Here is a 25,659-nt window from a genome sequence, read left to right on the forward strand (position 1 = left end):
TTAGGCCGGAAGACAGAAGACGAAGAGCAGAAACATCGGCAGGCATATCGTCGCGCCGACGACGATTTCCATGCGCCGTGCCAATTCGCGAGAATCAGATTCGCGTCTGCTGTGCCGATCTCTGCGCCAAACCGCGATCGCCCAGACCGCCACGAATGACATCGCGACATAGATGATCGTTAGCAATGCGAATGCCGTCAGGTTCAGGCCGAAGGTCTCGTAAATCGGATCGTCGATCGAGCGCGACACCATCGCTATCTGTGCGGCGGCATAGAGGATGAGGGACACGATCCAGACGGACGATAGTCGAGCATACCTGACCGCGGCTGGGTCGCGATGGTGAGGGGATGGCGGCAGAATGAGAGCCAAGGCCGCATAGACGACGAGGGGGACGAGACCCAACACAATGAGCCAAGCATCGAGCATGGGCTCGTCCACGCCCCATGTCAGCTTGCGATCGACCACGAAAATTGCGCATCCCGCTGCCATGGATACGACAAGGGCCGCGAAATGGCCGCCACCGAGTGCCGGGCTGGGACGAGGCTGCACCGATTGAACGAGGGTGTCACTCATGTTTCAAGCCCGTTACCTTTCCAAGCCTGCTGCCTCGGCCATCATGGCGGCAGCCGGATAAAAGTCACGTTAATCAATTCACCTTCCCTGCGGCCAAGTTCGAATTAGCTCGTCTTTACGGCGGTTTGACGATTCCGAGATCCGCGCCTCCAGATCGTTGATCCGGAACGAATAATCGGTCGACCTGAGCGGGACAGTGAAGCGGACGCAGGCCAAGCCGCCCTCCGTCGCGTATTTCCTCACAAGCACACGGTGCTCGGCTGCTCCGTCGAACGGCGACGCGGGCGCGCGGAACAGCCCGAAAACGGTATAGGCACCGTCAGCGACCACGGTTTTATCAAACGAGAATTGGGCCCGGTTGCTGTTCCAATTGGTTGGAAAGTCGTCGTACTCGCCGCTGTCGGTGCGCACACATCGTCGCTTGCGTACCGAACGATACTCGAAGTGAAACGCCCTGACCGTATCAAATTCAGTTCCGCTGCCATCGGCAGCCCGGCGACGGAGGGCTTCGGTCGCACGTGGCGGAAAGTCGTGATAGTCGCGAAACGACTGGGTCGAGATTGATGTCTCCGAATTAGGGGGACCGACCGCAGCGCAGCCGGGATCACTGACGATGTCGCGGCGCACAAGCTTGACCCTGTTCCGCAACTGATCGGTATCGGTTTGAGCGACGGGCCGGTTGGTCTTGACGACGAGCACACCTGCGCGATCGGGGGCGCCGCTGGCGCCGATCACATAGGCGAACTCCATCTCCTGCGGCGACCTCGCCACCAAGTCGGATAGCGTACCGAATGTCTGCCAGCCCGACTTCCCGGATGCGAAAAGCTGGCCGTCCTGCAACGGGCCCAGGCCATCCGGCAAAAACCGGCAACTGTCATTGGCGAACGAGATACCGGCCGAGGCGAAGGATGCAAACATCAAAAGCGGGAATATGCGTGCGCGCATGGCAAATCCCTTGAACATGACAAGTTCATAAAAATACCGACAAACACTACAGCAACCAAAAGTAGATGAAAAGGAAGGGGATCGACCAGCGTCGCGGCTAGTGCGTCAGCCCATAGACGTCGAGCTGGCCGTTATAGGTCGGGCGATAGATCCGGCCCTTCCAGACGATCGGGCGGTTGAACTTCGGATGCATGAAGGCGTGCTCCGGGCCCCAGTTCTCGCTGTCCCAGATCACCTGCAGCCGCTGCGAGCCATCCGGATTGGCCGCGAAATTCTGCGCGTCATACACCAGGAAACGGCCGGGGCTCAGCAGCATGTTGCTGTCCTGGTAAGGCACCATCGCCACGATGATGCCGTCGGCGCCGTTGTTGGCGGCGAGTGTGATGCTCCAGCCGGGCATGCCGCCCGGCGGCCGCGGCGATTGCGGCGAGGCGATCTCGTTGGATCCCGCGAGATAGACCGTGGTTCCGTCGGCTGCGATCGACCAGGCGCGCAAGGCGCTGTTCTCGCCGCCGACAAAATGCATCGTGCCGTGGATGGCTGACGAGAACAGCAGCGGCGAGCCGTGCAGATGCCGCGTTGCGCCGCCGGGAAACAAATTCAATTGCGTCGGCGCTGGCGGTGCCGGCGGCACGGCGGGGTCGAAATACGTATAGAGAATCGGCGGCATGCGCAGCTTGGCGTAGTTCGCGGCAAAATGGCCAGCGGCGAGATCACCGGGCTGCGTGGAGCCGAGCGCATCGGCATTGCCGGAGTAGAGAATGCCGTCCTTGCCCGCCGCCAGCACGACGTGAGCCGAGGCGACATAGACCGGGCCGCCCGATCCAAAATCCTGATCGCTCCACATCGACTCGTTCATCGCGTCCATCTGTTGGGCGACGACGGGCGCGATTTGGGCGTCCAAGGCATGCGGACCGGACGTGACGGCGACATGCGCCATCTCGCGGGCATGGATCGGCTTCAAGGCCATTCCCATCCGCCTGGCATGGCCGATCACCGTGGTCAGCGAGACGTTGGACGGCAACGCATGCTCGTCGTCATCATCCTCGACAAGCGCTGCGGCTGTCGCGCCGACCCTGTTCGCATCGGTCCATGGCGACCACCAAGATACGACCTCGAAATGCACGTGTGGCCCCGTGCGCAAGGCCAGCCGCACGATGCTCTCGCCGAAATCGCCATGCTGCGGCGAGAACGCGCCGTTGCCGGTGATGACATAGATCGCACCATCCGGGCCGACCGCCGGCCCCGCCCCGCTTTGCCAGAGGCCGCCACCAATACCGGTGACGGTCGAGCACCACGCGGCGGCGAGATGCCAGGCATGGACATCGACTGCGATCAGCCAGCCACGAGCGGTCTTCGACGTCTCGGCGATCGTGCCAAAGGGAATCAGGACGTGGTTCTGCGTCAAGGTCAGCGCGCTGCGCTGCTTGCGCTCGGCCGAGACGAATTTCTGGACGGGCAGCCCGCCCGGCGGCGTATAGACCGCACCCTCGAGGTTCAGGAGGGGATGCGCCCGCGTGCCGTCGGTGATCCGCAGGGCTGCCAGGAAATGCTGGCCCCTGGCCACGCTGCCGTCGTCGCTGATCCAGGCGCAGGCGTAGAGAATGCCGGCGGCCTCGTCGATCACCGGGGTCGAGAGGATGCCCCAATTGACGTTGGTCAGATGGCCGTCGATGGCACGTGTTCCGACGATGGGACGACCAAGATGTGTCGCCCAGACCTTGTCGCCGGTCGCAGCATCAAACGCATAGACCCAATTACCCATGGTGGCCTGGAAAATCAGGTCGCGAATCCTGCCGCCGGGCGTGTGCACGCCGCCGACTGCCAGCGGCTGCGCCTCGAGGCGGGGATCGTCGGGAATAGGAATGCTGAAGAGCTTGACGATACCCTTGGTGCGGACGGCGGTCGCGGTCAATTCCGTCTCGGAATTATTCGCGCCTGATCTGGCGAGGTCATAACCTCGGGTGGTGACGGAGCCGGCCATGGTCAGGCCGCCCAGGCGAGCAGGCCGCCGGCTGCGACCAGAAGGGCCGCCGCCAGCCGCCGCGCGTCACGCAAGCCCGCGCGCCACCGGTTCAAGACGGCAGCGCCGCAGGCAAAGCCGAGCCCGGCCATGATCGCGCTCGACAACGCCGCAAGATGCGGCGCATCGGCTGAACGCATCGCGACATTGTCGATTGCCAGCAATGGCGGCAACACATAGAGCCAGCCCGGCGCCCTCGACAGAGACCGTGCAACAGGCAGACCGGCGAGAAGCGCCACCCCGCACGCCAACAGCAGCATCGCGGCAAGTCCACCCGCGAGCGGCAGACTGACGCCGAGTGCCGAGCCGAGCCCGTCGCAGAGGCCGAACATCACGGCGAGCGGGAGAGCGTGCCGTGCCGGCACAACGAAGGACAACGCAAACGCAACGATCAGGCTGTCCGCGGACGTCCACAACAGATGCAATGACATGAGGTCCTCTCAAAGGATTTGTGGGGCAAGGTAGGTGACGTCGATCGAAAACGCCGCGCCGTGGTCCGGGAGCTGCCGACCCGCGACGCGAATGTGATGTTCGCCGGTCGCGCCGGCCGTTCCCTCCGCGCTGACATGGTCCCCGCTGCAAACCGCCTCGACCACGCTGTGCCCCTGCGCATCGGCGATGGAGACCTTGAGCGACCCATCGGCCGCGACGCCGCGGCGATCGAGACTGACACCGAGGGCAATCCTGCTGCCCTGCTCCACCCATATTTGCCCGGGCTCGTGCTCGGCATTGGTCGCCGGCGGCGTATCGAGATCCGCCGCGCCAAAAATCGTCTGCGTCGTGTGACGCTGCGGCCTGACGGATGCCACGTTCAGGCCGGCGCGCGAGAAGCAGAGATAGCTCTGACCCTTGCTGAAGGCGTTGCTCGGAATCGTGAAGGTTGCGACGCCATTTGCATCGGTCCTGACATCGTCATGATGGCCGCTGTAATCGTGCAATTGGACGTTGGCGCCGAACGCAGTCTGACAACTGATCGTACGCGCATTCACGGTGTCGAAGTTGAGCGCGGTCAGCAGGCCGGGCGCGCCGGTCCTGTTGAGCACGATCACCTTGTCATCCACAAAGCGGCCGCTGGTCGGCCCATTGGCGAGGTGCTCGTGGATCCAGACGAGGTTGTCGATCCACGGTTTCAGCCCGTAGGCGCCCGGCCAGACGCTGGTCGGGAAGTAGTCCTTGCCGTAGACGAAGGGATAGCCCTCGATCGACAGCAAGAAGGCATAGGCGAGCAGCTTGTTGCTGATCACCTGCTGTCCCGGCGAGGTATCGGTGTCAGGATTGTCGACGAAGGTGCAGGTGAGATCGGGCCGCCAGCTCGTATAACCGGCGCCATCCAGCACGCGCGCATCGCCGCCATCGCAAGCGGATTGCAGCGCCCAATGCATCGGAAAGTCGGCGACCAGCGACCGGCCGCTCATCGGCGGCTGCGTCGCCCAGCTGTTGAGGATGGCGCGATTGCCGTCGAAATATTCCGAGTAGAAAAACTTCGACGCCATCACGCCGTGAGTCATGAACTCGCGCACGAACGGCGCCCAGGTGCCCTTGACGTCGTCGAAGCGCGCGCCGTCGGCGCCCGTGGTCCGAAACACCCATTCACCGAAATCGAGCGCATCCTCGATCGTGACGCGCGGCGGACGGCAATGTTGATAGGACAGCTCGCGGCCGAACGGAAAATCGTTGGGCGGGCTCGGCACGTCATCGTCGGGCAGATTGTCCGGTGGCACGCCGCGAAACCAGCCGGGCGATGTGGTGTGACGCCCGTTCAGCGTGTGCCCGTCCGCTCCGAGATAGCGGAACACGCCTGGGCCGCCGTTCTCGCCCATGCGCTGATGCAGAACGAGATCGAGATAGACGTCGATATCGCAGGCATGGGCGACCGCGACCAGGCGCGTCAATGACGCTTTGGTGCCATAACGCGTGGCCACCGAGCCTTGCTGGCCCTTGCTGCCGATGTCGCGGGGATCGAACACGCCGTAGCCGTCGCAGCCCGGCCCTGCGCCGCCTTGCGCCTTCGAGGTCGGCGGCAATTGGATCGCGGTGAAACCGACATTGCGCAGCGCGCGAAGGTGGGAGGCGAGGAAGTCGAGCAACCAGGGCGCGCCGCGTCCGTCAACCGGCGCAGGCACGGTCACGCGTTCGCCGTGCGGACCGAAGAAGCGTCCCCAAGCTAGCAGCGCTACTCCCATGACGCGGCCTCAGGCTGGCTGCGTCGATCATGCCTCGCAGAGCGATCATCCGGAAGTTGAAAATTAAGGCAATCGCCTCCACAGGACGAACCGCCGCTCACGATCGCGTGCGGGGCTGGTCAAGCGCCTAAGCATGATCCGGAAAAGTGCGAAGCGGTTTTCCGGAAAAATCATGCGCAAACAACAATCTGAAGCGCAATGACGATTCATCCAAATCTCATCGCGCTTTAGTCATCGTCGTCCCGACCGAACAGCATGACACCGCCGGGCGGACGACGGACGACAACATCACGGGTCGCGGAATCCGCGCGAACGTTGCGCGCGACATCATCCCAGTCGGTTTGATCGCGCGCGCCGCGTGCATCGCGCTGGTCATAGCGACGGCGTTCCGCCCAGCGCGAGTGCCGTTCCGCCCGCCGCCGCTCCCACGCCGCACGCTTCACGTCAGAAGCGCTGGCCTTGGCATAGGCACTGTCGGGCGAAGGCGCCGACTCCGTCGAGGCCTGTTGCTCGACGGGTCTTGTCACTTGCGGAGCGGACGCAGCCGCGGGCTTGGCCGGCTCGGCCGCGGCCGTTGTCTGCGGAAGCGGGGGCGCCGGGGGTTCAGGGCTCGCCTGAGTGGCCGGCACATCAGGCTTGGCTTCGCCCTGCGCCTGTGCTGGCGCAGCGATCATCGCGCCAAAGCTTTGCGAACCCGTCAGATATTGCACGCGCTCCGACGGCGCGCGTGTGTGTGTGGCGGCTTCGTCGCGCTGCGCCATCTTGCTGGTGTCCGGGCCCTGCTTGGGCGCGATCGGATTCATGATATTGCCGGCGACGATGCCGCCGCCGAGACCAATGGCGATGGCGGCGACGATCGATCCGGCACCGACGAAATAGGCTGTCGAGGCGCGCATTGGTCCACTCCCTGTTCGGAGCAGGCAACGCCTGTCGATTGCCGGATGTTCCTGATGAGCGCGCAGTTCCTCTCGGGAACCAAAACCTCAGATCTGCTGCGCGACCTTCTCGAGCCCGATGATGCGGGCGAGCTTGCGCACTTCTTCCTTCTGGTCGTCACGCAGCTGGAACAGCAGCGGCATCGCCGCCGACTTCAACTGCTGGACCTCGTCGCAATTCGGATCGATCTGCACATTCGGCCCGTTGGGATTGGAGAGCTTGTTCGCCGAAATCTTCTTGACGACGTTGCGCAGCGCGGACTCGACCGAGGGCCAGTAATATTCCTGCGACGACGACAGCTTCAGGCGATCCCTGATACCGGCGATCTGTACGTCGGAGAGCAGTGAGTAGGTCTTCTGGGGCTGCGGTTTGGCGGCCACTTTTGGCTTCGCCGCTTCCGTAAGCGAACCGGTCGCCGGCTCTGCGGTGGCCGGCTCCAACGAAGCGACCTTGGCGTCCCTGGCCTTGAGCTCAGCAGCTTTGGGCTCAGGAGATTTGAGCATCGGGAAATCGGACGGCGTGGCTGCGGCAAAGGCCTGGCGCAGCGGCTCGGTCAGGACGGGGGCCTGCGAAAGCTGATCAGAGGATACCTGCACCGGGTTAATGGCGGCCGAGGCCAGCGCCAGGGTCGGAACCAGCCGGTCGGCCTTGGCGGCCCGGTTAGTGGCGAGCGGCTTCGGCGGGGCCTGGGTGATCATCTCGGCACCGACGCTGGGCACGCTGTCGCGACCGAGAATGGCAGTGGTGGCGGCACCGAGGACAAGGATACAGGTCAGCACGGTGATGGTGATGGCTCTGGACAAACGTCTCTCCGGAAGGACCGCTTCACGATGTTGTTAGAGATGCCCGGGAAAAAGGCGCGAATTAAGGCTTGAGTGTGCCTTTCAGGCGACAATCGACTTGTCCATCGCGACAAGCGCTAAAAGCCCTTTAAAATCAGGCGGCTGCAGCCAGATCGTAGGCGTCCTGGATGTCGGCGACGATCTCGGAGGCCTCCCAGACCGCGCGCGGCTCGACCGATTGCAGCGTCACCGTCCAATTGCCGCCCCGACGGGTGCGGGGAACGCTGACGATGTCGAAGCGGACAGTGCGGCACAGCGGATGGCGGGCCAGCGCGTGGGCGACACGAACGCGGATCTCGTCCAGCGTTGCGGCGGTCTTGCTGTTGAGAAAATCGAAATCCATCGCCTGTCCCTCTCGTCCTGATTGGCGGCCGTGAGGGGAATTCTTGGCGGGGCTTGGTTAATCTGCCGTTAAGTGCGGGCCTGGGCAGCCATGCGAGATTAACCGTGCTGGGCGGCGCACGACGCTACCGCCGCGTTGCATCGCGGTACTCCGCTGCCGTCCGGGCAACGAGATCATCGACTGCCATGATGCCAGTGACACCCGACGTCGAATGGCCGCCGCTCCAGATGTCGCGCCAGCGCTCGGGCCGGTTCTCGCGCGCGGTGACGTCGATGTCCTTGCCGATGTCGATCGCGCCGCGCGCCGGCAGGTCGTCAGGATCAAGCCCGGCCGCGACAATCGACGGCTTCAGCATGCTGGTCTGCAGGCCGGTGAACGCAGTGGTGAGCAGAATATCGTCGGCGCTGCTCTCGACCAGCATCTGCTTGTGGCGATCGTCCGCCATGCTCTCGCGCGTCGCGATGAATTTCGTGCCCATGTAGCCGAGATCGCACCCGAGCACCTCGGCCGCATGCAATGCGCGGCCATCGCTGATGCCGCCGGCAAGCACGATGATGCCGTCGTAGAACGCGCGCACCGCACGGACGAAGGCGAACGGATTGAGCCAGCCGGTCTGCCCGCCGGCGCCCGCGGTGAGCAGCACCAGTCCGTCAACGCCCGCCGCTGCCGCGCGCTCGGCGTGGCGGATGGAGGCGACGTCGGCCAGCACGAGCGCACCGGCATCATGCAGCGGCTTCAACACCTGCGCCGGCGAGCCCACCGAGGTGATGACGATCTCCGGCTTGTGCTTGAGCAGCACGGCGAGATCCTGCTCCAGCCGCGCGTTGGAGCGATGCACGATCAGGTTCGGACAAAGCGGCGCGGCCTTGCGGCCGGTTTGATCTTCGTGTTGTCGCAGCCGCGTTGCGACCTCCGTAAGCCAACCGTCGAGCTGTTCCGTGCTGCGGCAATTCACGGTGGGAAAGCTGCCGATCACACCGTTGCGGCAGGCCGCCACCATGAGCTCGACGCCCGACACCAGGAACATCGGCGCTGCAATCAGCGGCAGGCTGAGACGATCGCGAAAAATCCGCAGCCGAGCTGACGTCACGCATGCCTCCCTGCGCGGGCTTTGTCGTTCCATCCCGCACTCCCTGTGATAGCGTCGCCGGCAACATTGGCACGCAAGAAGCCGATGACAAGGCTGCGAGGAAACATATGTCCGATCCGCTCCACGCATCGTCCCCGACTTGTGCGCAGACGCTACGGGCGCTGGCGCGCTATCCCGATCGCACGGCCTTCGCATGGCCCGGCGGATCGCTGAGCTATCAGGGCTCGCTCGATCTGATCGGACGCATCCAGGGCGTGTTCATGCGGCTCGGCCTGCAGCCGGGTGCGCGCGTTGCTTTTCTCACCGCAAATCGCGCCGACACCTGGTGCGCCGGTGTCGCCGCGCAATTGTCGCGATGCTGCATCACGTGGCTCCATCCGCTGGGATCACAGAGCGACCAGCTGTTCCAGCTCGAGGATTCCGAAGCCGAAGTGTTGGTGGTCGATGTGGCCGCCTTCCGCGATCGCGGCGGCGAGCTTGCCGCAAAGGCCACGCTGCTCAAGGCAGTCTTCACGATGGGACCCGCCGATTACGGCCTCGATCTGCTCGCGGCGGTCGAGAACGCGGGACATGCCAGCGCGCGGTGCCTCGCCGGTCTCGACGATCTCTCCACGCTGAACTACACCGGCGGCACCACGGGAAAATCCAAGGGGGCGCTGCGCTACCACCGCGAAAACGCCGGAGCGGCCGGCGCGATCCTCGCCGATTTCGAGATCCCCGACGCCGCGCGCTATCTCACGGTGGCGCCGATCAGCCACGTCGCCGGCACAAAGGTGCTGCCAACGCTGATGCGCGGCGGCACCGTACACATGCTGAAGGGGTTCGATCCGGAGGCCGTCCTGGCGACGATCGCGCGGGAGCGCATCAACTTCACGCTGTTCGTGCCGACCATGATCTATGTGCTGCTCGATCATCCCGCGCTTGATAAGACCGATCTCTCCTCGCTCGAACTCGTGCTCTACGGCGCATCGGCGATGTCGCCGAGCCGGCTGGTCGAAGGCATCGAACGCATCGGACCGGTGTTCTCGCAGCTCTACGGCCAGACCGAATGCTACCCGGTCTCGGTGCTGCGCAAGAAGGATCACGATCCCAGCACGCCGGAGCTGTTCTTGTCGTGCGGCTTCCCGATCGCGGCCTGCGAGGTCAGGATTCTCGACGACAACGATCAGGAGGTGAAGACCGGCGAGGCCGGCGAGATCTGCGTGCGCGCACCGCATGTGATGGCGGAATACTGGAAGCGGCCTGATATCACAGCCGAGACGTTGAAGAACGGCTGGGTCCACACTGGCGACATCGCGCGCCAGGACGAACGCGGCTACATGTTCATCCTCGATCGAAAGAAGGACATGATCGTCACCGGCGGCTTCAACATTTTTCCGCGCGAGATCGAAGACGTTCTCTCGCAACACGCCGATGTGGCGATGGTCGCGGTCGTCGGCATTCCCGACGAGAAATGGGGCGAAGCCGTCACCGCCATCGTCGTGCCGCGCGAAGGCGCGAGGCCCGATCCGGACGAGCTGATCAACATGGTGCGGGCGCGAAAGGGTTCCGCGCATGCGCCGAAGCAGATCCAGTTCGTCAGGCAGCTGCCGATGACCGGCGTCGGCAAGGTCGACAAGAAGGTGCTGCGCGCCGGCTTCTGGAGCGGACGTGACCGGATGGTGGGCTGATGATTGCAGCTGCTGCGTTCAGCGCAGCATCTGATCGAGGCGATCGCGGAGCTGATCCTGATGATACGGCTTGGCCAGCCTCGGAAGGTCAAGCTGTGGCCCGCCTTCAGGCAATTCGGCATATCCAGTGGCAAGCAAGATGGGCAATGACGGACGCAATTGGCGCGACGCCGCCGCCAGCTCCAGACCCGTCATTCCAGGCATGACGTGATCGGTCACCATGAGGTCGATCGGCTGTTCGCTTCGAATGACGTCGAGGGCGTGGCGGGCCGAGCTGACCCCGATGACGTGGTGCCCGAGATCCTCGAGCATTTCGGTGGTCGACATGGCGATCAGGGGATCGTCGTCCACGAACAGGATGACCGCCGATCGGCCCGGCGGCCGAAGCCCCGGAACGGGCGCCTCGGCTTCCGGAAGCTGGGTTGCAACCGGAAGCACCAGAGTTGCCGTGGTGCCGGTCCCGACCGTGCTGGAGAGACGAAGTGCGCCGCCCAGTTGCTCGGCAAGGCCATGCACCATGGACAGGCCGAGGCCGGTGCCTTTCCCAAGCGGCTTCGAGGAGAAGAACGGTTCCACGGCCCGCTTCAATATTTCCGGCGACATACCCTCGCCGGTATCGATGACGGATAGCTCGAGGTAATGCCCGGACTGCAACGACTGATCGCCGTTCGCACGGCGAGCCCGGATGCGGATGTCGATCGCACCGCCGTCCGCCATGGCATCGCGCGCGTTGATGACGAGATTCAATATTGCGAGCTCGAGCTGGTTGGAATCGGCGCGCGCCGGCGGCAATTGATCCGGAACGTCCAGCCGTAGCTCTATCCGCGGACCGAGCGATCGCTCGAGAAGATCGATCATTCCGCGGATCAAGGTGCCGAGATCGACCGCCACCGCTCGCAGATCCTGCTGCCGCGCGAACGCCAGTAGGCGCTGCGTCAGCGACGCGCCCCGTTCAGCCCCTTGCAATGCGCCGTCGATCAACCGGCGCAAGCGCGGGTCGTCGGGTATGCGTTTTCGCAGCAGATCCAGATTGCCCATGACGGCCATCAGCAGGTTGTTGAAGTCATGGGCGACGCCGCCGGTCAATTGCCCGATCGTCTCCATTTTCTGCGCCTGCCGCAGTTGGTCCTGCGCCCTTTCGCGCGCGGCAACCTCCTTCATCAGATCGGCGGTGCGCTGCTCGACCCGCTGCTCGAGCGTGGCGGTGAGTTCGGCCAGTGCTGTACGTTCGGCCGCGAGCTGCGCCAGCAAGGTCTCGCGCTCGATTTCCGCGACCTTGCGTGCCGTGATATCAGAGCAAACCCCGACCAGCGAGCGAACGCCTCCGTCGGGCCTGCGCACCGAGCGCGCCCGGACTTCGACCCAATGCTGGGACCCGTCAGGCCAGATATTTCGGTATTCGATGCTGTAATCGCTGCCCGTGGCGACGGCCTGGTCGAAAACGGATTGTCTCCTGTCGCGGTCTTCAGGATGAACGGACGCGAGCAAATCGTCGTAGCGGAAGTCCTGCTCTGGCCGGCGCCCGAAGAACAGCTTGCAGGTAGCCGACGCTTCGAGCTTCAGCGACGGCAGGTGCAGTTCGAGCGCTCCGAGCCGCCCTGCAGCCAACGCAGTTTGCAGCAGGCCTTCGCTTTCCGTGAGATTCTCCAGAATGGAGCGCGACTGATACTGGCGGCGCCGCCCGCGGATGGCCGATCCGACCACGCTGACAAGCGTGGTCGGATGAAACGGACGCTCGATGAAGGTGACGTTTCCCAACGCCATAGCAAGCCGCATCGCGTCGGGGTTGCGCTCCGGACCACCGCCCTGGCGCGTCAGCAGAACGATCGGAAAGTCGGACCAGGACGGCTGCTCGTTCAACCATCTCACCAGTTTGCGCAGGTCGGCGGTTTTCACCGCTTCGTTGGCGATGATGGCGAGGCCGGCGCCGGCCGCGATCTCCTGAACCAGCGCATCGAGGTCGGTACAAACGACGGCCGCAAAGCCCGCTTCGTTGATCAGGCTCGCGGCCACGGACGCATCGCGCCCGGTCGGCGCGAGGACGACGGCACGCTCGGGCGACTCGCCCGGTCTCACGCAGCGGGCTCCTCGAGCAGGGGTCGCGCCTGACCCACGTAGATGGGCACGCCGCGCAACACGCCCTGAAACTCCTCCAGCGGCTCGCCGATGGTGAGACCACGGTTGCTGATAAGGAACTCGCGAATCGTCGATTCGTGCTGGCCCATCCGCTTCTTGATCACGGACACCGCCCGCCGCACACTTCCGCGCGCCTCGAAGTAACGCAACAGGATCACGGTGTCCGCCAGGTAGGTGACGTCAACGGGCGCCTTCATGTCGCCGACGAGACCGTGCTGGGCAACGGTCATGAACGTCGCTGCGCCCCGGCGGTTGAGGTATTGCAACAGCTCGTGCATGTGGAGGATGAGCGAGTTCTCCTCGGGCATGGCCGCCTGATAGCCGTTAAGGCTGTCGATCACGACGGCCTGAATACCCCGCTCGTCCACCTGCTTGCGCACCATGTGGGCGAATTCACCGGGCGAGAGCTCGGCTGCATCGACCTGCTCGATGGTGAGACTGCCGGCGTCACGCAACGCCTCGAGGTCGATGCCGACGCCTTTCATGCGCGCGAACAAAAGGCCCAGCTCTTCGTCGAACACGAACAGCGCGGCCTTCTCTCCCCTGGTCACCGCCGCGACAGCGAAGACGATCGCGATGAGGGACTTGCCGGTGCCGGAGGGCCCGAGCACGAGCGTGCTCGACCCCGTCTCGACGCCGCCGCCCAGCAACTGGTCGAAACCGGTGATCCCGCTTGAAAAGCTGCTGCGCTTCAAATTCGTGCGGTGTTCGGACGCGACCAGCCGCGGAAACACGTTGAGGCCGCCCTTGGTGATGGTCGCGTCATGATAGCCGCCGCGGAACTTCGTGCCGCGATACTTGATGACGCGCACGCGGCGCCGCTCTGCGCCGTAGGCCGGAGCGAGTTCTTCCAGGCGAAAAACCGCGTGCGCCACGCTGTGCACGGTCTTGTCGGCGACATCGGCCGTGAGATCGTCGAGCAGCATCACGGTGGTGTCGAACTTGGAAAAATAGTGTTTGATGGCCAGGATCTGCCGGCGGTATCGCAACGAACTCTGGGCCAGAAGCCGGATTTCGGAGAGACTGTCGAGCACGACCCGGTGCGGCTTGACGCGATCGACCGCCTCGAAAATCTGTTTGGTCGTCTCGCCCAGTTCGAGATCCGAGGAATACAGCAGGCTCTGCTGCTGCTCGGAATCGAGCAGGCTCTCGGGCGGCAACAATTCGAAGATCGTCAATCCATCGTCCAGGGTCCAGCCATGCGAAGCGGCGCCTTCGCGCAATTCGCGTTCCGTTTCCGACAGGGTGATATACAGGCATGTTTCACCTGCCTTGATGCCTTCAAGCAGGAATTGCAACGCCACCGTCGTCTTGCCCGTGCCCGGCGCGCCTTCCACGAGGAACACGTGCCCGCGCGACAAGCCGCCTGACAGGATATTGTCCAAGCCCCAGATTCCGGTCCGGGCTTTTGCTGCAAGTCTCTCGATTGAATCCATTTTTCCCTCTACGGGGAAATAAACCGGGAATGGAACAATCGGTTCCGCGGTCAACCCCCGCTGACCTATGCGGCACGGGCAGAGGAACAGCGCCGGATATGGCGTCGGAACGGAACTCGAGCACCGCCAAGACAATCGAGATAGTTAGTCGACGTTTCGGTCCTGCCGCTTCTCGATCACCAGGCTCTGTACGGCCCGGCCGAAATAGCCTTGCCTGTCCGCGAGCCGCGACATCGCAAGCCCCGTTCCGTCGGGACCGATCCAGGACTCGCCATCGAGCAATATCCAATCGCCGACCGGCTGGCGCGCAAGACTCACGGTGAGATCGGCATTGATAAAAGTCCAGGTGCGGAAGTCGAGCGTCGAGGCCGTGCCGTTGGAGAAATCGGCAGCGACCACGGCGCGCATCGCCTGCGAGACCACCTCGCCCTCGACCAGCGGGTGGTCGAGGCGAAACCAGATCGCGCCGGCACCGGCCTGCCCGAAGCGTCCGCGCGCGGCGCGCATCGAGACCATGCCCGCGAAAGGACTGGTGGCACCGTGGCCGTCCTCGATCAGCGAGTCCTCGGGCGACGGCAGCGTGACCGGCAACTCCTTGACGTCATCGGGCAGCGGCTCAGACTGCCGCTTGATCTTGAGCACGGTGGCGCCGACGACCTGGACGTCATCGGCGAAGAGCTTGACCTCGCAGAGCTGGATCTTGCGTCCCTCGCGCAAAACTTCGGTCTCGATCGTAAGCGGCGCGACTGGCACCGGGCGCATCAGATCGATGGTCACGCGCGCGATGTTCATCGTAACCGGCGTTGGAATCCGCTCCGCCGCCCACGTCACCAGCGCCGACGGCGCCGATCCGTGCTGCATGCGCCGGTCCCAGGGACCGGCGGCATTCGGGCTGGTTACGACACCATTGCCGTCAACGCGATAGATGGCGGGCATTACGATAGCCATCACAACGGCGGATCGATCGCTTCCTCGTATTCCTTCTTGAAGCGCGCGATCAGATCGGCGGCGGGGACAACGGCGTCGATGCTGCCGATGCCCTGGCCGCTTCCCCAGATCTCCTTCCAGGCCTTCGGCTTGGCGCGTTCGCCGGAGGCATCGGTGCCGAAATTCATCTTGGAGGGATCTGACGTCGGCAGGTTTTCCGGGTCCATGCCGGCAGCGAGGATCGAAGGCTTCAAATAGTTGCCGTGCACGCCGGTGAAGAGGTTGGAGTAGACGATGTCGTCGGCCGTCGAGCCCGCGATCATCTCCTTGTACTTCTCGACCGCGTTGGCTTCCCTGGTCGCGATGAAGGCCGAGCCGATATAGGCGAAGTCGGCGCCGAGAATGCGCGCGGCGCGGATCGCCTTGCCGTTGCCGATCGCGCCCGACAGCGCGATCGGACCATCGAACCATTTGCGCGTTTCGGCCACGAATGCGAGCGGCGAGATGGTGCCGGCATGACCGCCGGCGCCCGCCGCGACGAGGATCAGGCCGTCAGCGCCCTTCTCGATCGCCTTGTGGGCGAACTTCTGATTGATGACGTCGTGGAAGACGATGCCGCCCCAGCCGTGCACCGCCTGGTTCAGCTCCTCGCGCGCGCCGAGCGAGGAGATGATCATCGGCACCTTGTACTTTGCGCAGAGCTGCATGTCGTGTTCGAGCCGGTTGTTCGACTTGTGCACGATCTGGTTGACCGCGAACGGCGCCGACGGCTTGTCGGGATGGGCGCGATCATAGGCCGCGAGCTCTTCGGTGATCCGCGCGAGCCATTCGTCGAGCAGCTCCGGCGGCCGCGCGTTCAGCGACGGGAACGAGCCGACCACGCCCGCCTTGCACTGTGCGATCACGAGGTCGGGCACCGAGATAATGAAGAGCGGCGAACCGATCACGGGGATCGACAGGCGTCCCTTGAACAGAGCAGGCATGGACATTGCGGCGCGATCCTTTGCTGGCAGACGCATGAGAGGTTGGGACCATACCAACAAGGCAATCTTTCCACTGTCAAGTATTGCGTTTTCACGCCGAGGCGGACGCCGCTACCGCAATTCCAACGCGCGGAATTCCTGCTTCTGTCATTCCGGGGCGCGCCATTTGGCGCGAGCCCGGAATCCATTTCGCTATTCCCGCTATGGCCCGATGGATTCCGGGTTCGACGCTACGCGTCGCCCCGGAATGACGGCCCTACCCCACCAAATCCGGGTTGATCAGCCGCTCGAACGAGAACATTTCGTCCCACTTCTCCTGCGTCAGCAGCTTGCGTTCGATCACCACGATCTGGTGCAGCGACTTGCCGGTCTTGTAACCCTCGCGCGCGATCTCGGCGCATTGCTTGTAGCCGAGCAGCGGCTTGAGCACGGTGACGATGCCGAGCGAGTTCAGCACCATGTTGCGGGTGTGCTCCTCGTTGGCGGTGATGCCGACGACGCAATTCTCGCGCAGGCTGTTGACCGCGCGCTCCATGGTGCGGATCGAGAAGAACAGCGCGAACGAGATCACCGGCTCCATCACGTTGAGCTGGAGCTGGCCGGCGCTTGCCGCCAGCGTCACCGTGGTGTCGAGCCCGATCACGAGGAAGCTGGTCTGATTGACGACCTCGGGAATCACAGGATTGACCTTGCCCGGCATGATCGATGAGCCCGGCTGCAATTGCGGCAGATTGATCTCGTTGAAGCCGGCGCGCGGGCCGGAGGCCAGCAGACGGATGTCGTTGCAGATTTTGGTCAGCTTGCTCGCCGTGCGCTTCAGCACGCCGGAGAGCTGCACATAGGCGCCGGTGTCCGAGGTCGCCTCGACGAGATCTCCGGCGAGGATGAAGTCGACGCCGGTCAGCGCGCTGAGATGCCGGACCGCGAGCTTGGGATAGCCGGCCGCCGCGGTGACGGAGGTGCCGATCGCGGTGGCGCCGAGATTGATCTCGCGCAGCAGTGCGCGCGCTTCGGAGATGCGATCGACCTCCTCGCCGATCGTGGTGCCCCAGCCGCGAAATTCGGCGCCCAACGACATCGGCACCGCATCCTGCAGATGCGTGCGGCCCATCTTCAGCACGCGCTCGAATTCGCGGCCCTTGGCAAAGAACGCCTCCTGGAGCTGGCGCAGCGCCGTCATGTAGCTCTCGAGCCGCAGGATCAGCGCGAGCCTAAACGCGGTCGGATAGGTGTCGTTGGTGGACTGGCCGTAGTTGACGTGGTCGTTTGGGCTGACGTGCTGATAGTCGCCCTTGTTGAAGCCGAGCGATTCCAGCGCGAGGTTGGCGATCACCTCGTTGGCATTCATGTTGGTCGAGGTGCCGGCGCCGCCCTGGATGAAGTCGGTGACGAACTGATCCATCATGTCGCCGGCGATGACGCGGTCGCAGCCGAGGACGATCGCATCGGCCACCTTGGCGTCGATCGCGCCGAGATCGCGATTGGCCATCGCCGCGGCCTTCTTCACGTAACCAAGCGCCTTCACGAAGTAAGGCTCCTGGTTCATCGGAATGCCGGTGATGTGGAAGTTCTCCTTCCCCCGGATGGTCTGGACACCGTAATAGATGTCGTCGGCGATCTCACGCTGTCCGAGGAAGTCCTGCTCGTAGCGGCTCATGGGCGCTCCTTGCTGCTCGCGCGCGTCGTCGCATCAGTTCTGGCACAGCGCGCTGGTGACGACGGTATCGGTGCGGCAATCGTCAGGTTTACGTTGCCGGCCGGGAATCAGAACCTTGGCCGAGCACTTCTCGGCGGAATCGGTGTTGAGGCTCTTGCCTTCCTTGTAGCCCTTGCTCTGGCAGAGCTGGTTGGCGGCGAGCTTGCAGTCGGGGCCGCCGCTCGGCGAAACCGGACAGGCCGCACGGCCGGAGACCATGGTCGACGGCCGCGCCAGGCGCGACAGATCATTCATGGTCTCGGCGGGGCTTTTGATCGGCGGCAGGATCGAGGGCAGCTTGTCGAACAGCTTGCCCATTTCGTGGATCAGCCCGGGATTGTCGTCACCCGCCGGCGGCCCTGATGCGGGGGGCGGCGAAGGCGGCGGCGCGGCCTGCGGTCCCTGCTCCTGCAAGCCGAGCGATGGCGGGGCCGATTGCGCCGAACCGGTCGCGCCGGCACCGAGCAGGAGCAGAAGCGCTGCTGATATCAGCGTCCCGAACCGCAGCGCCGGATTGCCGGATCGAACCATCATGAGGGCAACCGTATCCGAACGCGACGCGGCGGCAAAGCGCCAGGACACCTAGATCAGCTTGATCGCCACCACGAAGCCGAGCACCAGCACGGCGGCTCCGAGGGCCACCCACAACCCGAGATGCCGCTCGATCCGCTCGCGGATCCAGTCGCCATAGCGGTTGAGCAGGATCGCCACGATGAAGAAACGGCCGCCGCGCGCAACGATCGAGCACAGGACGAAGAGAACGAGATTGTAGCCGGCAAAGCCCGAGGTGATGGTGACGAGCTTGTAGGGGATCGGCGTCAGGCCCTTGAGCAGGATGATCACCGCGCCCCACTCGGCGTAAGAGGCGCGGAAGGCGTCGACCTTGTCGCCGAGGCCATAGGCCTGGATCAGCCAATGGCCGACCGAGTCGAATAGCAGCGCACCGATGGCATAGCCGAGCAGCCCGCCGACCACCGAGGTGACCGTGCAGATCGCGGCATAGAGCCAAGCGCGCTGCGGACGCGCCAGCGACATGGGGATCAGCATCACGTCAGGGGGAACGGGAAAGAAGGAGCTTTCGGCGAAAGCCACGGCACCCATGATCCAGAGCGCGTAGGGCTTGTGGGCGGCGTCGATGCACCAGTCGTAGATACGTTTCAGCATGGCGCCGCGATGAAGCACCATGGGACGGATTTGTCCATCGCGAGTTTTGTGACGGTTTAGTGCCGTTTCCGCGCAGCGCGGCCTTCGAGCGCGACAAAAGGCCGCCGGGACGAGATGCTCGGTGACGCGACTTTGGGCAGTTTCATTGGCGACTTCGGCAGCTTTTCGGCAATGCCCAGCATGTCTTCACGGCGTGACATTTCACGCCAGACGTCGTCGGGGCGCACGCCGGCGGATGCCCAGAGCACGGTGAGATTGTAGAGCAGATCGGCGCTTTCCCGGACGACGGCCTCCCGGTCGCCGTTGACCGCATCGATCACGACCTCGATCGCCTCTTCGGCCAGCTTCTTCGCCATTTTGGAGGGCCCACGCTGAAACAGCCGGGCGGTGCGCGATGTTGCCGGATCAAGATCTCTGGCCGCGAGCACAGCCAGATATAGCCGCTCAAGCGAATCACTCATGCACTCAAAACTACTCTAAACAAATGGCGAGCGCGTTAACGCTTGAGAATAAAAGACAAAACAGGCCGGCGCCACAAGCGCGCCGGCCTGTCGTGGTCAACGACCTACCAGCAACCGGCGCCGCCTCGGCTGCAGCTGGCAAAGGGATCCCGGCCGACATTGCCATTGCCCGGGTATTCGCGGCTGGTGCTGTAGTGATAGCTCGGGCTGGGGTAATAGGCCGGGCCTTCATCGTAATAGACCGGCCCGCCGCCGTAATAGGCCGGAGCGTCATAGGCATAGGAGTCACGGCTCGCGGCGATCGCAAGGCCGGTGCCGATGGCGGCAAAAGCCGCGACCGCAGCTGCACCGCCGCCGCCATGCCAGTGGCGGCCGCCGGCGTACGATGCGGTGGGAGCGGCACTGGTCAGCGCCAGCACCGCGACGGTGGCAAGGACGGCCTTGCCGCCCGCAAACTTCGAAAATCGGCCAAACATGATCTGGACCCTCCTTGGGACCTTAATATTGGTGCGTACGAGACAGGCTCGTATCTTCCAACACCCGCATCCCATGTTGGGTTCCCCAACCCCAACACAAGCTGAACGGAATTGCGTAATCGTGACGCAAGCGCCGCTCATCCTCTGTTCAGGTTCGACGATGCAGGCGCGCCTGATCCAGACAAGCCCTTGTCAGGAGCCGGCTCAGCCAAAGATCGCAAAAGCTTCCGCTGTATCTCGCCTGCGATCCCTGCTTAAAATGTGGTCCCCTCGTCACGCCGCCTGCCTGGATCAGCGCCTGCCTCATGTCCATGTTCAGCCTCTACACCCGTGTTCTCGAACTGCTCGGCAAGGAGGCGCGGCTCGGCTGGCTGCTGGCATTCGCCAATCTGCTGCTGGCCGGCTCGCAATTCGCAGAACCCGTGCTGTTCGGCCGGATCGTCGACGTCCTCTCCGGCAAGACCGTCGCAGGTTCGAGCTCGGCCTGGCCGTTCCTGATGGCGTGGGTCGCGTTCGGACTGTTCACCATCGCCTGCAGCGCGCTCGTGGCCCTGCAGGCCGACCGGCTGTCCCACCGCCAGCGCCAGGCGGTGCTGACCAGCTATTTCGAGCACATCCTGCAGCTACCGCTGACCTTCCACTCCGGCACCCACTCCGGCCGGCTGATGAAGGTGATGCTCAACGGCACCGACGCGCTGTGGCGGCTCTGGCTCGGCTTCTTTCGCGAGCATTTTGCCGCGATCCTATCCGTCGTGGTGCTGCTGCCGCTGTCGCTCTATCTGAACTGGCGGATGGCGGTCCTGCTATTCGTGCTCTGCATCGTCTTCACCGCGCTGACGACGTTCGTCGTACGCCGGACCTTCGGCATGCAGATGGCGGTCGAGGAGCATTACAGCGAGCTCTCCGCCCGCGCCTCCGATGCGCTCGGCAATGTCGCGCTGGTGCAAAGCTTTGTCCGCGTCGAATCCGAGGTAAAGGGACTGCGCTCCGTCGCCGACCAGCTGCTCGCCGCGCAAATGCCGGTGCTGTCGTGGTGGGCGCTGGTCACCGTGATCACGCGCGCCTCCACCACCATCACCGTGCTCGCGATCTTCACCCTCGGCATCGCGCTGCACGACCAGGGCCTGACCTCGGTCGGCGAGATCGTGATGTTCGTGAGCTTTGCGACCCTGCTGATCCAGAAACTGGAGCAGGTCGTCGGCTTCGTCAACAACGTGTTCATGGAAGCCCCGCGCCTGCGCGAGTTCTTCAATGTGCTCGACGCGGTGCCCGCGGTGCACGATCGACCGGATGCGATCGATGCCGGTCGGCTCTCCGGCCTCGTCGAGTTCAACGACGTCACCTTCTCCTACGACGGCAAGCGGCCGGCGGTCGAGGACCTCTCCTTCACCGCGCTGCCCGGCCAGACCATCGCGCTGGTCGGCCCGACCGGCGCCGGCAAGTCGACCGCGATCGCGCTGTTGCATCGCGCCTTCGATCCGCAATCCGGCTTCATCAGGATCGACGGCATGGACGTGCGCGGCGTGACGCTGACATCGCTGCGGCGAAACATCGGCGTCGTCTTCCAGGAAGCGCTTCTGTTCAACCGCTCGATCGCGGAGAATTTGCGTGTCGGCAAGCCTGACGCGACCGAGGCCGAGATGCGCAAGGCGGCCGAGCGCGCACAGGCGATCGAATTCATCGAGCGCAGCGGCGGCTTCGAAACCAATGCCGGCGAGCGCGGCCGCATGCTCTCCGGCGGCGAGCGGCAGCGACTGTCGATCGCGCGCGCGCTGCTGAAGGACCCGCCGATCCTGATCCTGGACGAGGCGACCTCCGCGCTCGATGCCGTCACCGAGGCCAGGGTGAACGCCGCTCTCGACGAAGTGATGAAGGGCCGCACCACCTTCGTGATCGCCCACCGCCTCTCCACCATCCGCAATGCCACGCGGATCCTGGTGTTCGAGAACGGACGGGTGATCGAAAGCGGAACTTTCGATGAACTCGTGGCCAAGGGCGGCCATTTCGCCGAGCTCGCCAAGGCCCAGTTCATGGTGCAGGAAACCGCTCAAGCAACTGCACGGGCCAGCGTGAGTGCCGCGGAGGCTGCTTCCGCCGCCGTCAAGTCCCCGTAACACCGTCGAAATTCAGCCTATTTCATTGCGGAATACGCGGCGGAAACCCCTATGATCGACGCACGAGCCGGTATAGGTTTGCGCTGCCGCGAGCGGCGGCGCTGGATTTCAGAACCGAACATCAGATCACGAGAGCCGTCCGCATCAGGCGGATCTCCAAGGACCGGAATCGGATAGTGCACGCCTTTCGACCGCTGCTTCGCAAATCCCTGTTCAACCTCTTCGCTGCGACGCTCGCCACCGGTGCGCTTGTTGCTCCGTGTGCCGCCAATGCCGAAGCGCTGCTGCTGATCGAAGCCGATAGCGGCAAGGTGCTGCAGGCAGAGAACGCGACCATCCCCTGGTATCCGGCCTCCGTCACCAAGATCATGACCGCCTATGTGACGCTGAAGGCGGTGAAGGACGGCAAGATCACGCTCGACACGCTGCTGACGGTGTCGCCGACGGCGGCCTCGCAATCGCCTTCGAAGATGGGCCTGCGTCCGGGAACACAGCTCACCGTCGACAACGCGCTGAAGATGATGATGGTCAAGTCGGCGAACGACATGGCCGTGGTGCTCGCCGAAGGCGTCGGCGGCTCGGTCGACGGCTTCTCGGACATGATGAACGACACCGCGAAGAAGCTCGGCATGACGCAGACCAACTACGTCAATCCCAACGGTCTTCCCGCGGACGGGCACGTTACCTCGGCGCGCGACCTCGGTATTCTCGCCCGCTCGTTCCTGCGCGATCTGCCGGAATACGAGTACTTCGTCCACATCCCCGCGATCCGCTTCGGCAAGCGCGTCACCGGCAATTTCAACAAGCTGATCGGCCGCTATCCCGGCGCCGACGGGTTCAAGACCGGCTTCATCTGCGCCTCCGGCTACAACCTCGTGGCCTCAGCCACCCGCAACGGCCGGCGCCTGATCGCGGTGGTGCTCGGCGCCAGCTCCGGCACCGCGCGCGCGGTGAAGGCGGCCCAGCTGCTCGAGCGCGGCTTCAGCCAGGACGGTCTGTCGTGGTTGCGTCCCTCGCTCGGCACCGTCGAGAACCTCGTGCCGGTCGACGCGTCGCCGCCGAACCTGCGCGAGGAGATGTGCGGCGGTCACCGCAAGCGTCCCGCCAGCGACGACGACGATGCGTTGATCGCGACGAATGGCAGCGGCGGCGGATCCGGCGCCTTGACCGGCGGCGCGGCTCCGGTGACGTTCTTCACCGCAGGCCTCCAGCCGCCGCTGATGAAGGCATCCGAGCTGATGGCTTCGGCACCGGCGGCCGCGGAACCCGTGGTGGTCTATACCGGCCCGACCCGCAGCGGCGCGGCGCTGGTCGCGGCGGTCGCGGCCGACACCGACCAGCAGGCGACGCCAAAGGCGCGTGGGAAGAAGTCGCGCGTCGCCAAGAAGCCCGACGCCGGCAGCGACGCCAAAACCGCGGCGGCCAAGCCCGCGGCCGCCAAACCGGACGGCAAGCCGGACGCAACGGCCAAGGGTGATGCAAAACCGGCAGCTAGCAAGCATGCCGCGGCCAAGCCCGACGGGGCAGCCAAGCCTGCGGACAAGCCGGCAGCAAGCGGCGATCAGGCGGCGAAGCCGGCCAAGCCCAAGGCTGCGACGAAACCCGCGCCGAAGCCCGCGCCCAACAACAGCTAGGTTAACGCTCCAGGCCCTTTGAGCTCCGCCCGCACTTCGCACCTGCGGCAGCGCGTTGCGACGATTCCAGTAGCCACTCTCCGGCCTTTGCCCTAAGCCTCGACCGCTTGCCAGCCGATCCGTCAGGCACAATACTGCTGATAATGAGGCAAGCCCGAGACACAACGGGCTCTGATGTCAAGAGAGGGGAGTTTCCATGGAGCGCATCTGGCTCAAGCAATATCCGCCCGGCGTGCCCGCTGATATCGAGCCGACGCAATACGCATCGCTGGTCGACCTCCTCGAGGAGAGTTTTGCCAGGTTCGCCGACCGCAAGGCGTTCATCTGCATGGACAAGGCGATCACCTATCGCGACCTCGACCAGATGTCGCTGGCGCTCGCAGCCTACCTGCAGGGACGCGGCCTGCAGCGCGGCGCGCGCGTCGCGATCATGATGCCGAACGTGCTGCAATATCCGGTCGCCACCGCCGCCGTGCTGCGCGCCGGTTTTGCGGTGGTCAACGTCAACCCGCTCTACACCCCGCGCGAACTCGAGCATCAGCTCAAGGATTCCGGCGCCGAAGCCGTCATCGTGCTGGAGAACTTTGCCCACACCGTCGAGCAGGTGATCGCCAAGACGCCGGTCAAGCATGTCATCGTCGCCAGCATGGGCGATCTGCTTGGCTTCAAGGGCGTGATCGTCAATCTCGTCGTCCGCCGCGTCAAGAAGATGGTGCCGGCGTGGTCGCTGCCGGGCTCGGTGTCGTTCAACGACGCGCTCGCGGCCGGACGTGGCCAGACCTTCAACAAGCCAAAACTGTCACCCGGCGACGTCGCCTTCCTGCAATATACCGGCGGCACCACCGGCGTCTCCAAAGGCGCCACCCTGCTCCACCGCAACATCGTCGCCAACGTGCTGCAGAACGACGCCTGGCTGCAGCCGGCAATGGCCGCGCCGCCCCATGTCGACCAGCTCATGATCGTCTGCGCGCTGCCGCTCTATCACATCTTCGCGCTGACGGCCTGCTACTTGCTCGCGGTGCGCGCCGGCGGCTGCAATCTCTTGATCCCCAATCCGCGCGACATCGCCGGCTTCGTGAAAGAGCTGGCGAAGTACCAGGTCAACAGCTTCCCGGCCGTCAACACGCTCTACAACGGCCTGATGCACCATCCCGATTTCAAGAAGCTCGATTTCTCCAAGCTGAAGATCTCCAACGGCGGCGGCATGGCGGTGCAGCGTCCGGTCGCCGAGCAGTGGAAAGCGATCACGGGCTGCTCGATTGCGGAAGGCTATGGCCTGTCGGAGACCTCGCCGACGCTGACCTGCAACACCGCGACCAATGCCGAGTTTAACGGCACCATCGGCATCCCCGTGCCGTCGACTTACATCTCGATCCGCGACGACGACGGCAACGAAGTGCCGCTCGGCCAGCCGGGCGAGATCTGCGCCAAGGGCCCGCAGGTGATGTCGGGCTACTGGAACAGGCCGGAGGAGACGGCGAAGGTGATGACGGCGGACGGTTATTTCCGCACCGGCGACATCGGCATCATGGACGAGAAGGGCTATACCAAGATCGTCGACCGCAAGAAGGACATGATCCTGGTCTCCGGCTTCAACGTCTATCCGAACGAGATCGAGGAAGTGATCGCAAGCCATCCGGGCGTGCTCGAATGCGCCGTGATCGGCATCCCCGACTCCAAATCGGGCGAGGCGGTGAAGGCCTTTGTGGTCAAGAAGGACCCGAATCTTACGGCGGAAGCCTTGATCAAGTTTTGTCACGAGCAACTCACCGGCTACAAGGTGCCCAGGCATATCGAGTTCCGCGCCGATCTGCCGAAAACCAATGTCGGTAAGATCCTGCGTCGGCAACTGCGGGACGAGAAAAAGGCTCAGGCGGCGTAAGGCGCAAGCGGCCAGCGCTCTCTCCACAACGTCGTCCCGGCGAAGGCCGGCAACTGTTATGTTGATGGTCGACCTTATAGATTTTTCGGTCGCGCAGCATGGCGTTGAGGATGGTCAGCAGCTTCCTGGCGACAGCAATGAGGGC

General features: G+C 64.2%; 23 protein-coding genes. 5 read left to right on the forward strand and 18 right to left on the reverse strand.

Annotated elements, in window-relative coordinates; genetic code table 11:
• The 9 genes from JQ621_RS32105 to JQ621_RS32145 form a co-directional block, all read right to left on the reverse strand.
• Window positions 1–573, reverse strand: a complete 573-nt coding sequence (locus JQ621_RS32105) for a hypothetical protein (protein ID WP_212240961.1) — start codon at window positions 571–573, stop codon at window positions 1–3.
• A 78-nt stretch (window positions 574–651) separates the two neighbouring features.
• Entirely contained in the window at window positions 652–1,536 is an 885-nt protein-coding gene (locus tag JQ621_RS32110) for a hypothetical protein (protein ID WP_212240963.1), read from the reverse strand.
• Between the two features lie 79 nt (window positions 1,537–1,615).
• Entirely contained in the window at window positions 1,616–3,502 is a 1,887-nt protein-coding gene (locus tag JQ621_RS32115; protein ID WP_212240964.1) for a hypothetical protein, read from the reverse strand.
• A gap of 2 nt (window positions 3,503–3,504) precedes the next feature.
• Window positions 3,505–3,972: a hypothetical protein gene (locus JQ621_RS32120; protein WP_212240965.1), complete on the reverse strand. Its 468-nt coding sequence runs from the start codon at window positions 3,970–3,972 to the stop codon at window positions 3,505–3,507.
• Window positions 3,973–3,981: 9 nt separating this feature from the next.
• Window positions 3,982–5,724, reverse strand: a complete 1,743-nt coding sequence (locus tag JQ621_RS32125; RefSeq protein ID WP_212240966.1) for an alpha-amylase family protein — start codon at window positions 5,722–5,724, stop codon at window positions 3,982–3,984.
• A gap of 227 nt (window positions 5,725–5,951) precedes the next feature.
• Entirely contained in the window at window positions 5,952–6,620 is a 669-nt protein-coding gene (locus JQ621_RS32130; protein WP_212240967.1) for a hypothetical protein, read from the reverse strand.
• A gap of 87 nt (window positions 6,621–6,707) precedes the next feature.
• Window positions 6,708–7,463 (reverse strand): hypothetical protein, encoded by a 756-nt coding sequence (locus JQ621_RS32135; protein ID WP_212240968.1) that lies wholly within the window; start codon window positions 7,461–7,463, stop codon window positions 6,708–6,710.
• 133 nt (window positions 7,464–7,596) lie between these two features.
• On the reverse strand, window positions 7,597–7,845 hold the full coding sequence (locus JQ621_RS32140) for a hypothetical protein (RefSeq protein WP_200471728.1): 249 nt from the start codon (window positions 7,843–7,845) through the stop codon (window positions 7,597–7,599).
• Between the two features lie 124 nt (window positions 7,846–7,969).
• Window positions 7,970–8,935 (reverse strand): NAD(P)H-dependent flavin oxidoreductase, encoded by a 966-nt coding sequence (locus JQ621_RS32145; protein WP_212240969.1) that lies wholly within the window; start codon window positions 8,933–8,935, stop codon window positions 7,970–7,972.
• Between the two features lie 107 nt (window positions 8,936–9,042).
• Here JQ621_RS32145 and JQ621_RS32150 point away from each other — a divergent pair, with 107 nt between their 5' ends.
• Window positions 9,043–10,605 carry an AMP-binding protein gene (locus JQ621_RS32150; RefSeq protein WP_212240970.1) on the forward strand — a complete coding sequence of 521 codons (1,563 nt, stop codon included), beginning with the start codon at window positions 9,043–9,045 and terminating at the stop codon, window positions 10,603–10,605.
• Between the two features lie 18 nt (window positions 10,606–10,623).
• On the opposite strand, the gene JQ621_RS32155 is transcribed toward JQ621_RS32150, so the two are convergent.
• Window positions 10,624–12,309, reverse strand: a complete 1,686-nt coding sequence (locus JQ621_RS32155; RefSeq protein ID WP_312015465.1) for a PAS domain-containing hybrid sensor histidine kinase/response regulator — start codon at window positions 12,307–12,309, stop codon at window positions 10,624–10,626.
• An 18-nt stretch (window positions 12,310–12,327) separates the two neighbouring features.
• Between JQ621_RS32155 and JQ621_RS35650 the strand changes: the two genes are divergently transcribed.
• Complete coding sequence (locus JQ621_RS35650; protein WP_249125708.1) at window positions 12,328–12,714, forward strand: hypothetical protein; 387 nt, start codon at window positions 12,328–12,330, stop codon at window positions 12,712–12,714.
• Here JQ621_RS35650 and JQ621_RS32160 read toward each other — a convergent pair.
• The 8 genes from JQ621_RS32160 to JQ621_RS32195 all read right to left on the reverse strand — a co-directional run bounded on the left by JQ621_RS32160 (window position 12,678) and on the right by JQ621_RS32195 (window position 19,884).
• A complete protein-coding gene (locus tag JQ621_RS32160) occupies window positions 12,678–14,177 on the reverse strand; it encodes an ATPase domain-containing protein (protein WP_212240987.1) in 1,500 nt (499 codons plus the stop codon). The genes JQ621_RS35650 and JQ621_RS32160 overlap by 37 nt on opposite strands.
• Window positions 14,178–14,321: 144 nt before the next feature.
• Entirely contained in the window at window positions 14,322–15,113 is a 792-nt protein-coding gene (locus JQ621_RS32165; RefSeq protein ID WP_212240973.1) for a thioesterase family protein, read from the reverse strand.
• An 11-nt stretch (window positions 15,114–15,124) separates the two neighbouring features.
• Window positions 15,125–16,093 (reverse strand): NAD(P)H-dependent flavin oxidoreductase, encoded by a 969-nt coding sequence (locus JQ621_RS32170; protein WP_212240975.1) that lies wholly within the window; start codon window positions 16,091–16,093, stop codon window positions 15,125–15,127.
• Between the two features lie 250 nt (window positions 16,094–16,343).
• Window positions 16,344–17,744, reverse strand: coding sequence for an aspartate ammonia-lyase (locus JQ621_RS32175; RefSeq protein ID WP_212240977.1), 1,401 nt, complete (start codon window positions 17,742–17,744; stop codon window positions 16,344–16,346).
• A gap of 33 nt (window positions 17,745–17,777) precedes the next feature.
• Complete coding sequence (locus JQ621_RS32180; RefSeq protein WP_212240979.1) at window positions 17,778–18,317, reverse strand: hypothetical protein; 540 nt, start codon at window positions 18,315–18,317, stop codon at window positions 17,778–17,780.
• A 48-nt stretch (window positions 18,318–18,365) separates the two neighbouring features.
• The gene (locus JQ621_RS32185) at window positions 18,366–18,968 is read right to left on the reverse strand and encodes a YqaA family protein (RefSeq protein WP_212240980.1); all 603 of its coding nucleotides are present in this window, start codon (window positions 18,966–18,968) and stop codon (window positions 18,366–18,368) included.
• 35 nt (window positions 18,969–19,003) lie between these two features.
• A complete protein-coding gene (gene hisE, locus JQ621_RS32190) occupies window positions 19,004–19,408 on the reverse strand; it encodes a phosphoribosyl-ATP diphosphatase (protein WP_212240981.1) in 405 nt (134 codons plus the stop codon).
• 104 nt (window positions 19,409–19,512) lie between these two features.
• Entirely contained in the window at window positions 19,513–19,884 is a 372-nt protein-coding gene (locus tag JQ621_RS32195) for a hypothetical protein (RefSeq protein WP_249125702.1), read from the reverse strand.
• A 305-nt stretch (window positions 19,885–20,189) separates the two neighbouring features.
• Between JQ621_RS32195 and JQ621_RS32200 the strand changes: the two genes are divergently transcribed.
• From JQ621_RS32200 to JQ621_RS32210, 3 genes are all read left to right on the forward strand, one after another.
• Window positions 20,190–21,998, forward strand: a complete 1,809-nt coding sequence (locus JQ621_RS32200) for a glucan ABC transporter ATP-binding protein/ permease (RefSeq protein WP_212240982.1) — start codon at window positions 20,190–20,192, stop codon at window positions 21,996–21,998.
• 176 nt (window positions 21,999–22,174) lie between these two features.
• Window positions 22,175–23,632: a D-alanyl-D-alanine carboxypeptidase family protein gene (locus JQ621_RS32205; protein WP_212240983.1), complete on the forward strand. Its 1,458-nt coding sequence runs from the start codon at window positions 22,175–22,177 to the stop codon at window positions 23,630–23,632.
• A gap of 196 nt (window positions 23,633–23,828) precedes the next feature.
• Window positions 23,829–25,514, forward strand: coding sequence for a long-chain fatty acid--CoA ligase (locus tag JQ621_RS32210; RefSeq protein ID WP_212240984.1), 1,686 nt, complete (start codon window positions 23,829–23,831; stop codon window positions 25,512–25,514).
• Window positions 25,515–25,659 lie beyond the last annotated feature (145 nt).

It is taken from the genome of Bradyrhizobium manausense, from assembly GCF_018129685.1.
GTDB lineage: Bacteria > Pseudomonadota > Alphaproteobacteria > Rhizobiales > Xanthobacteraceae > Bradyrhizobium > Bradyrhizobium manausense_D.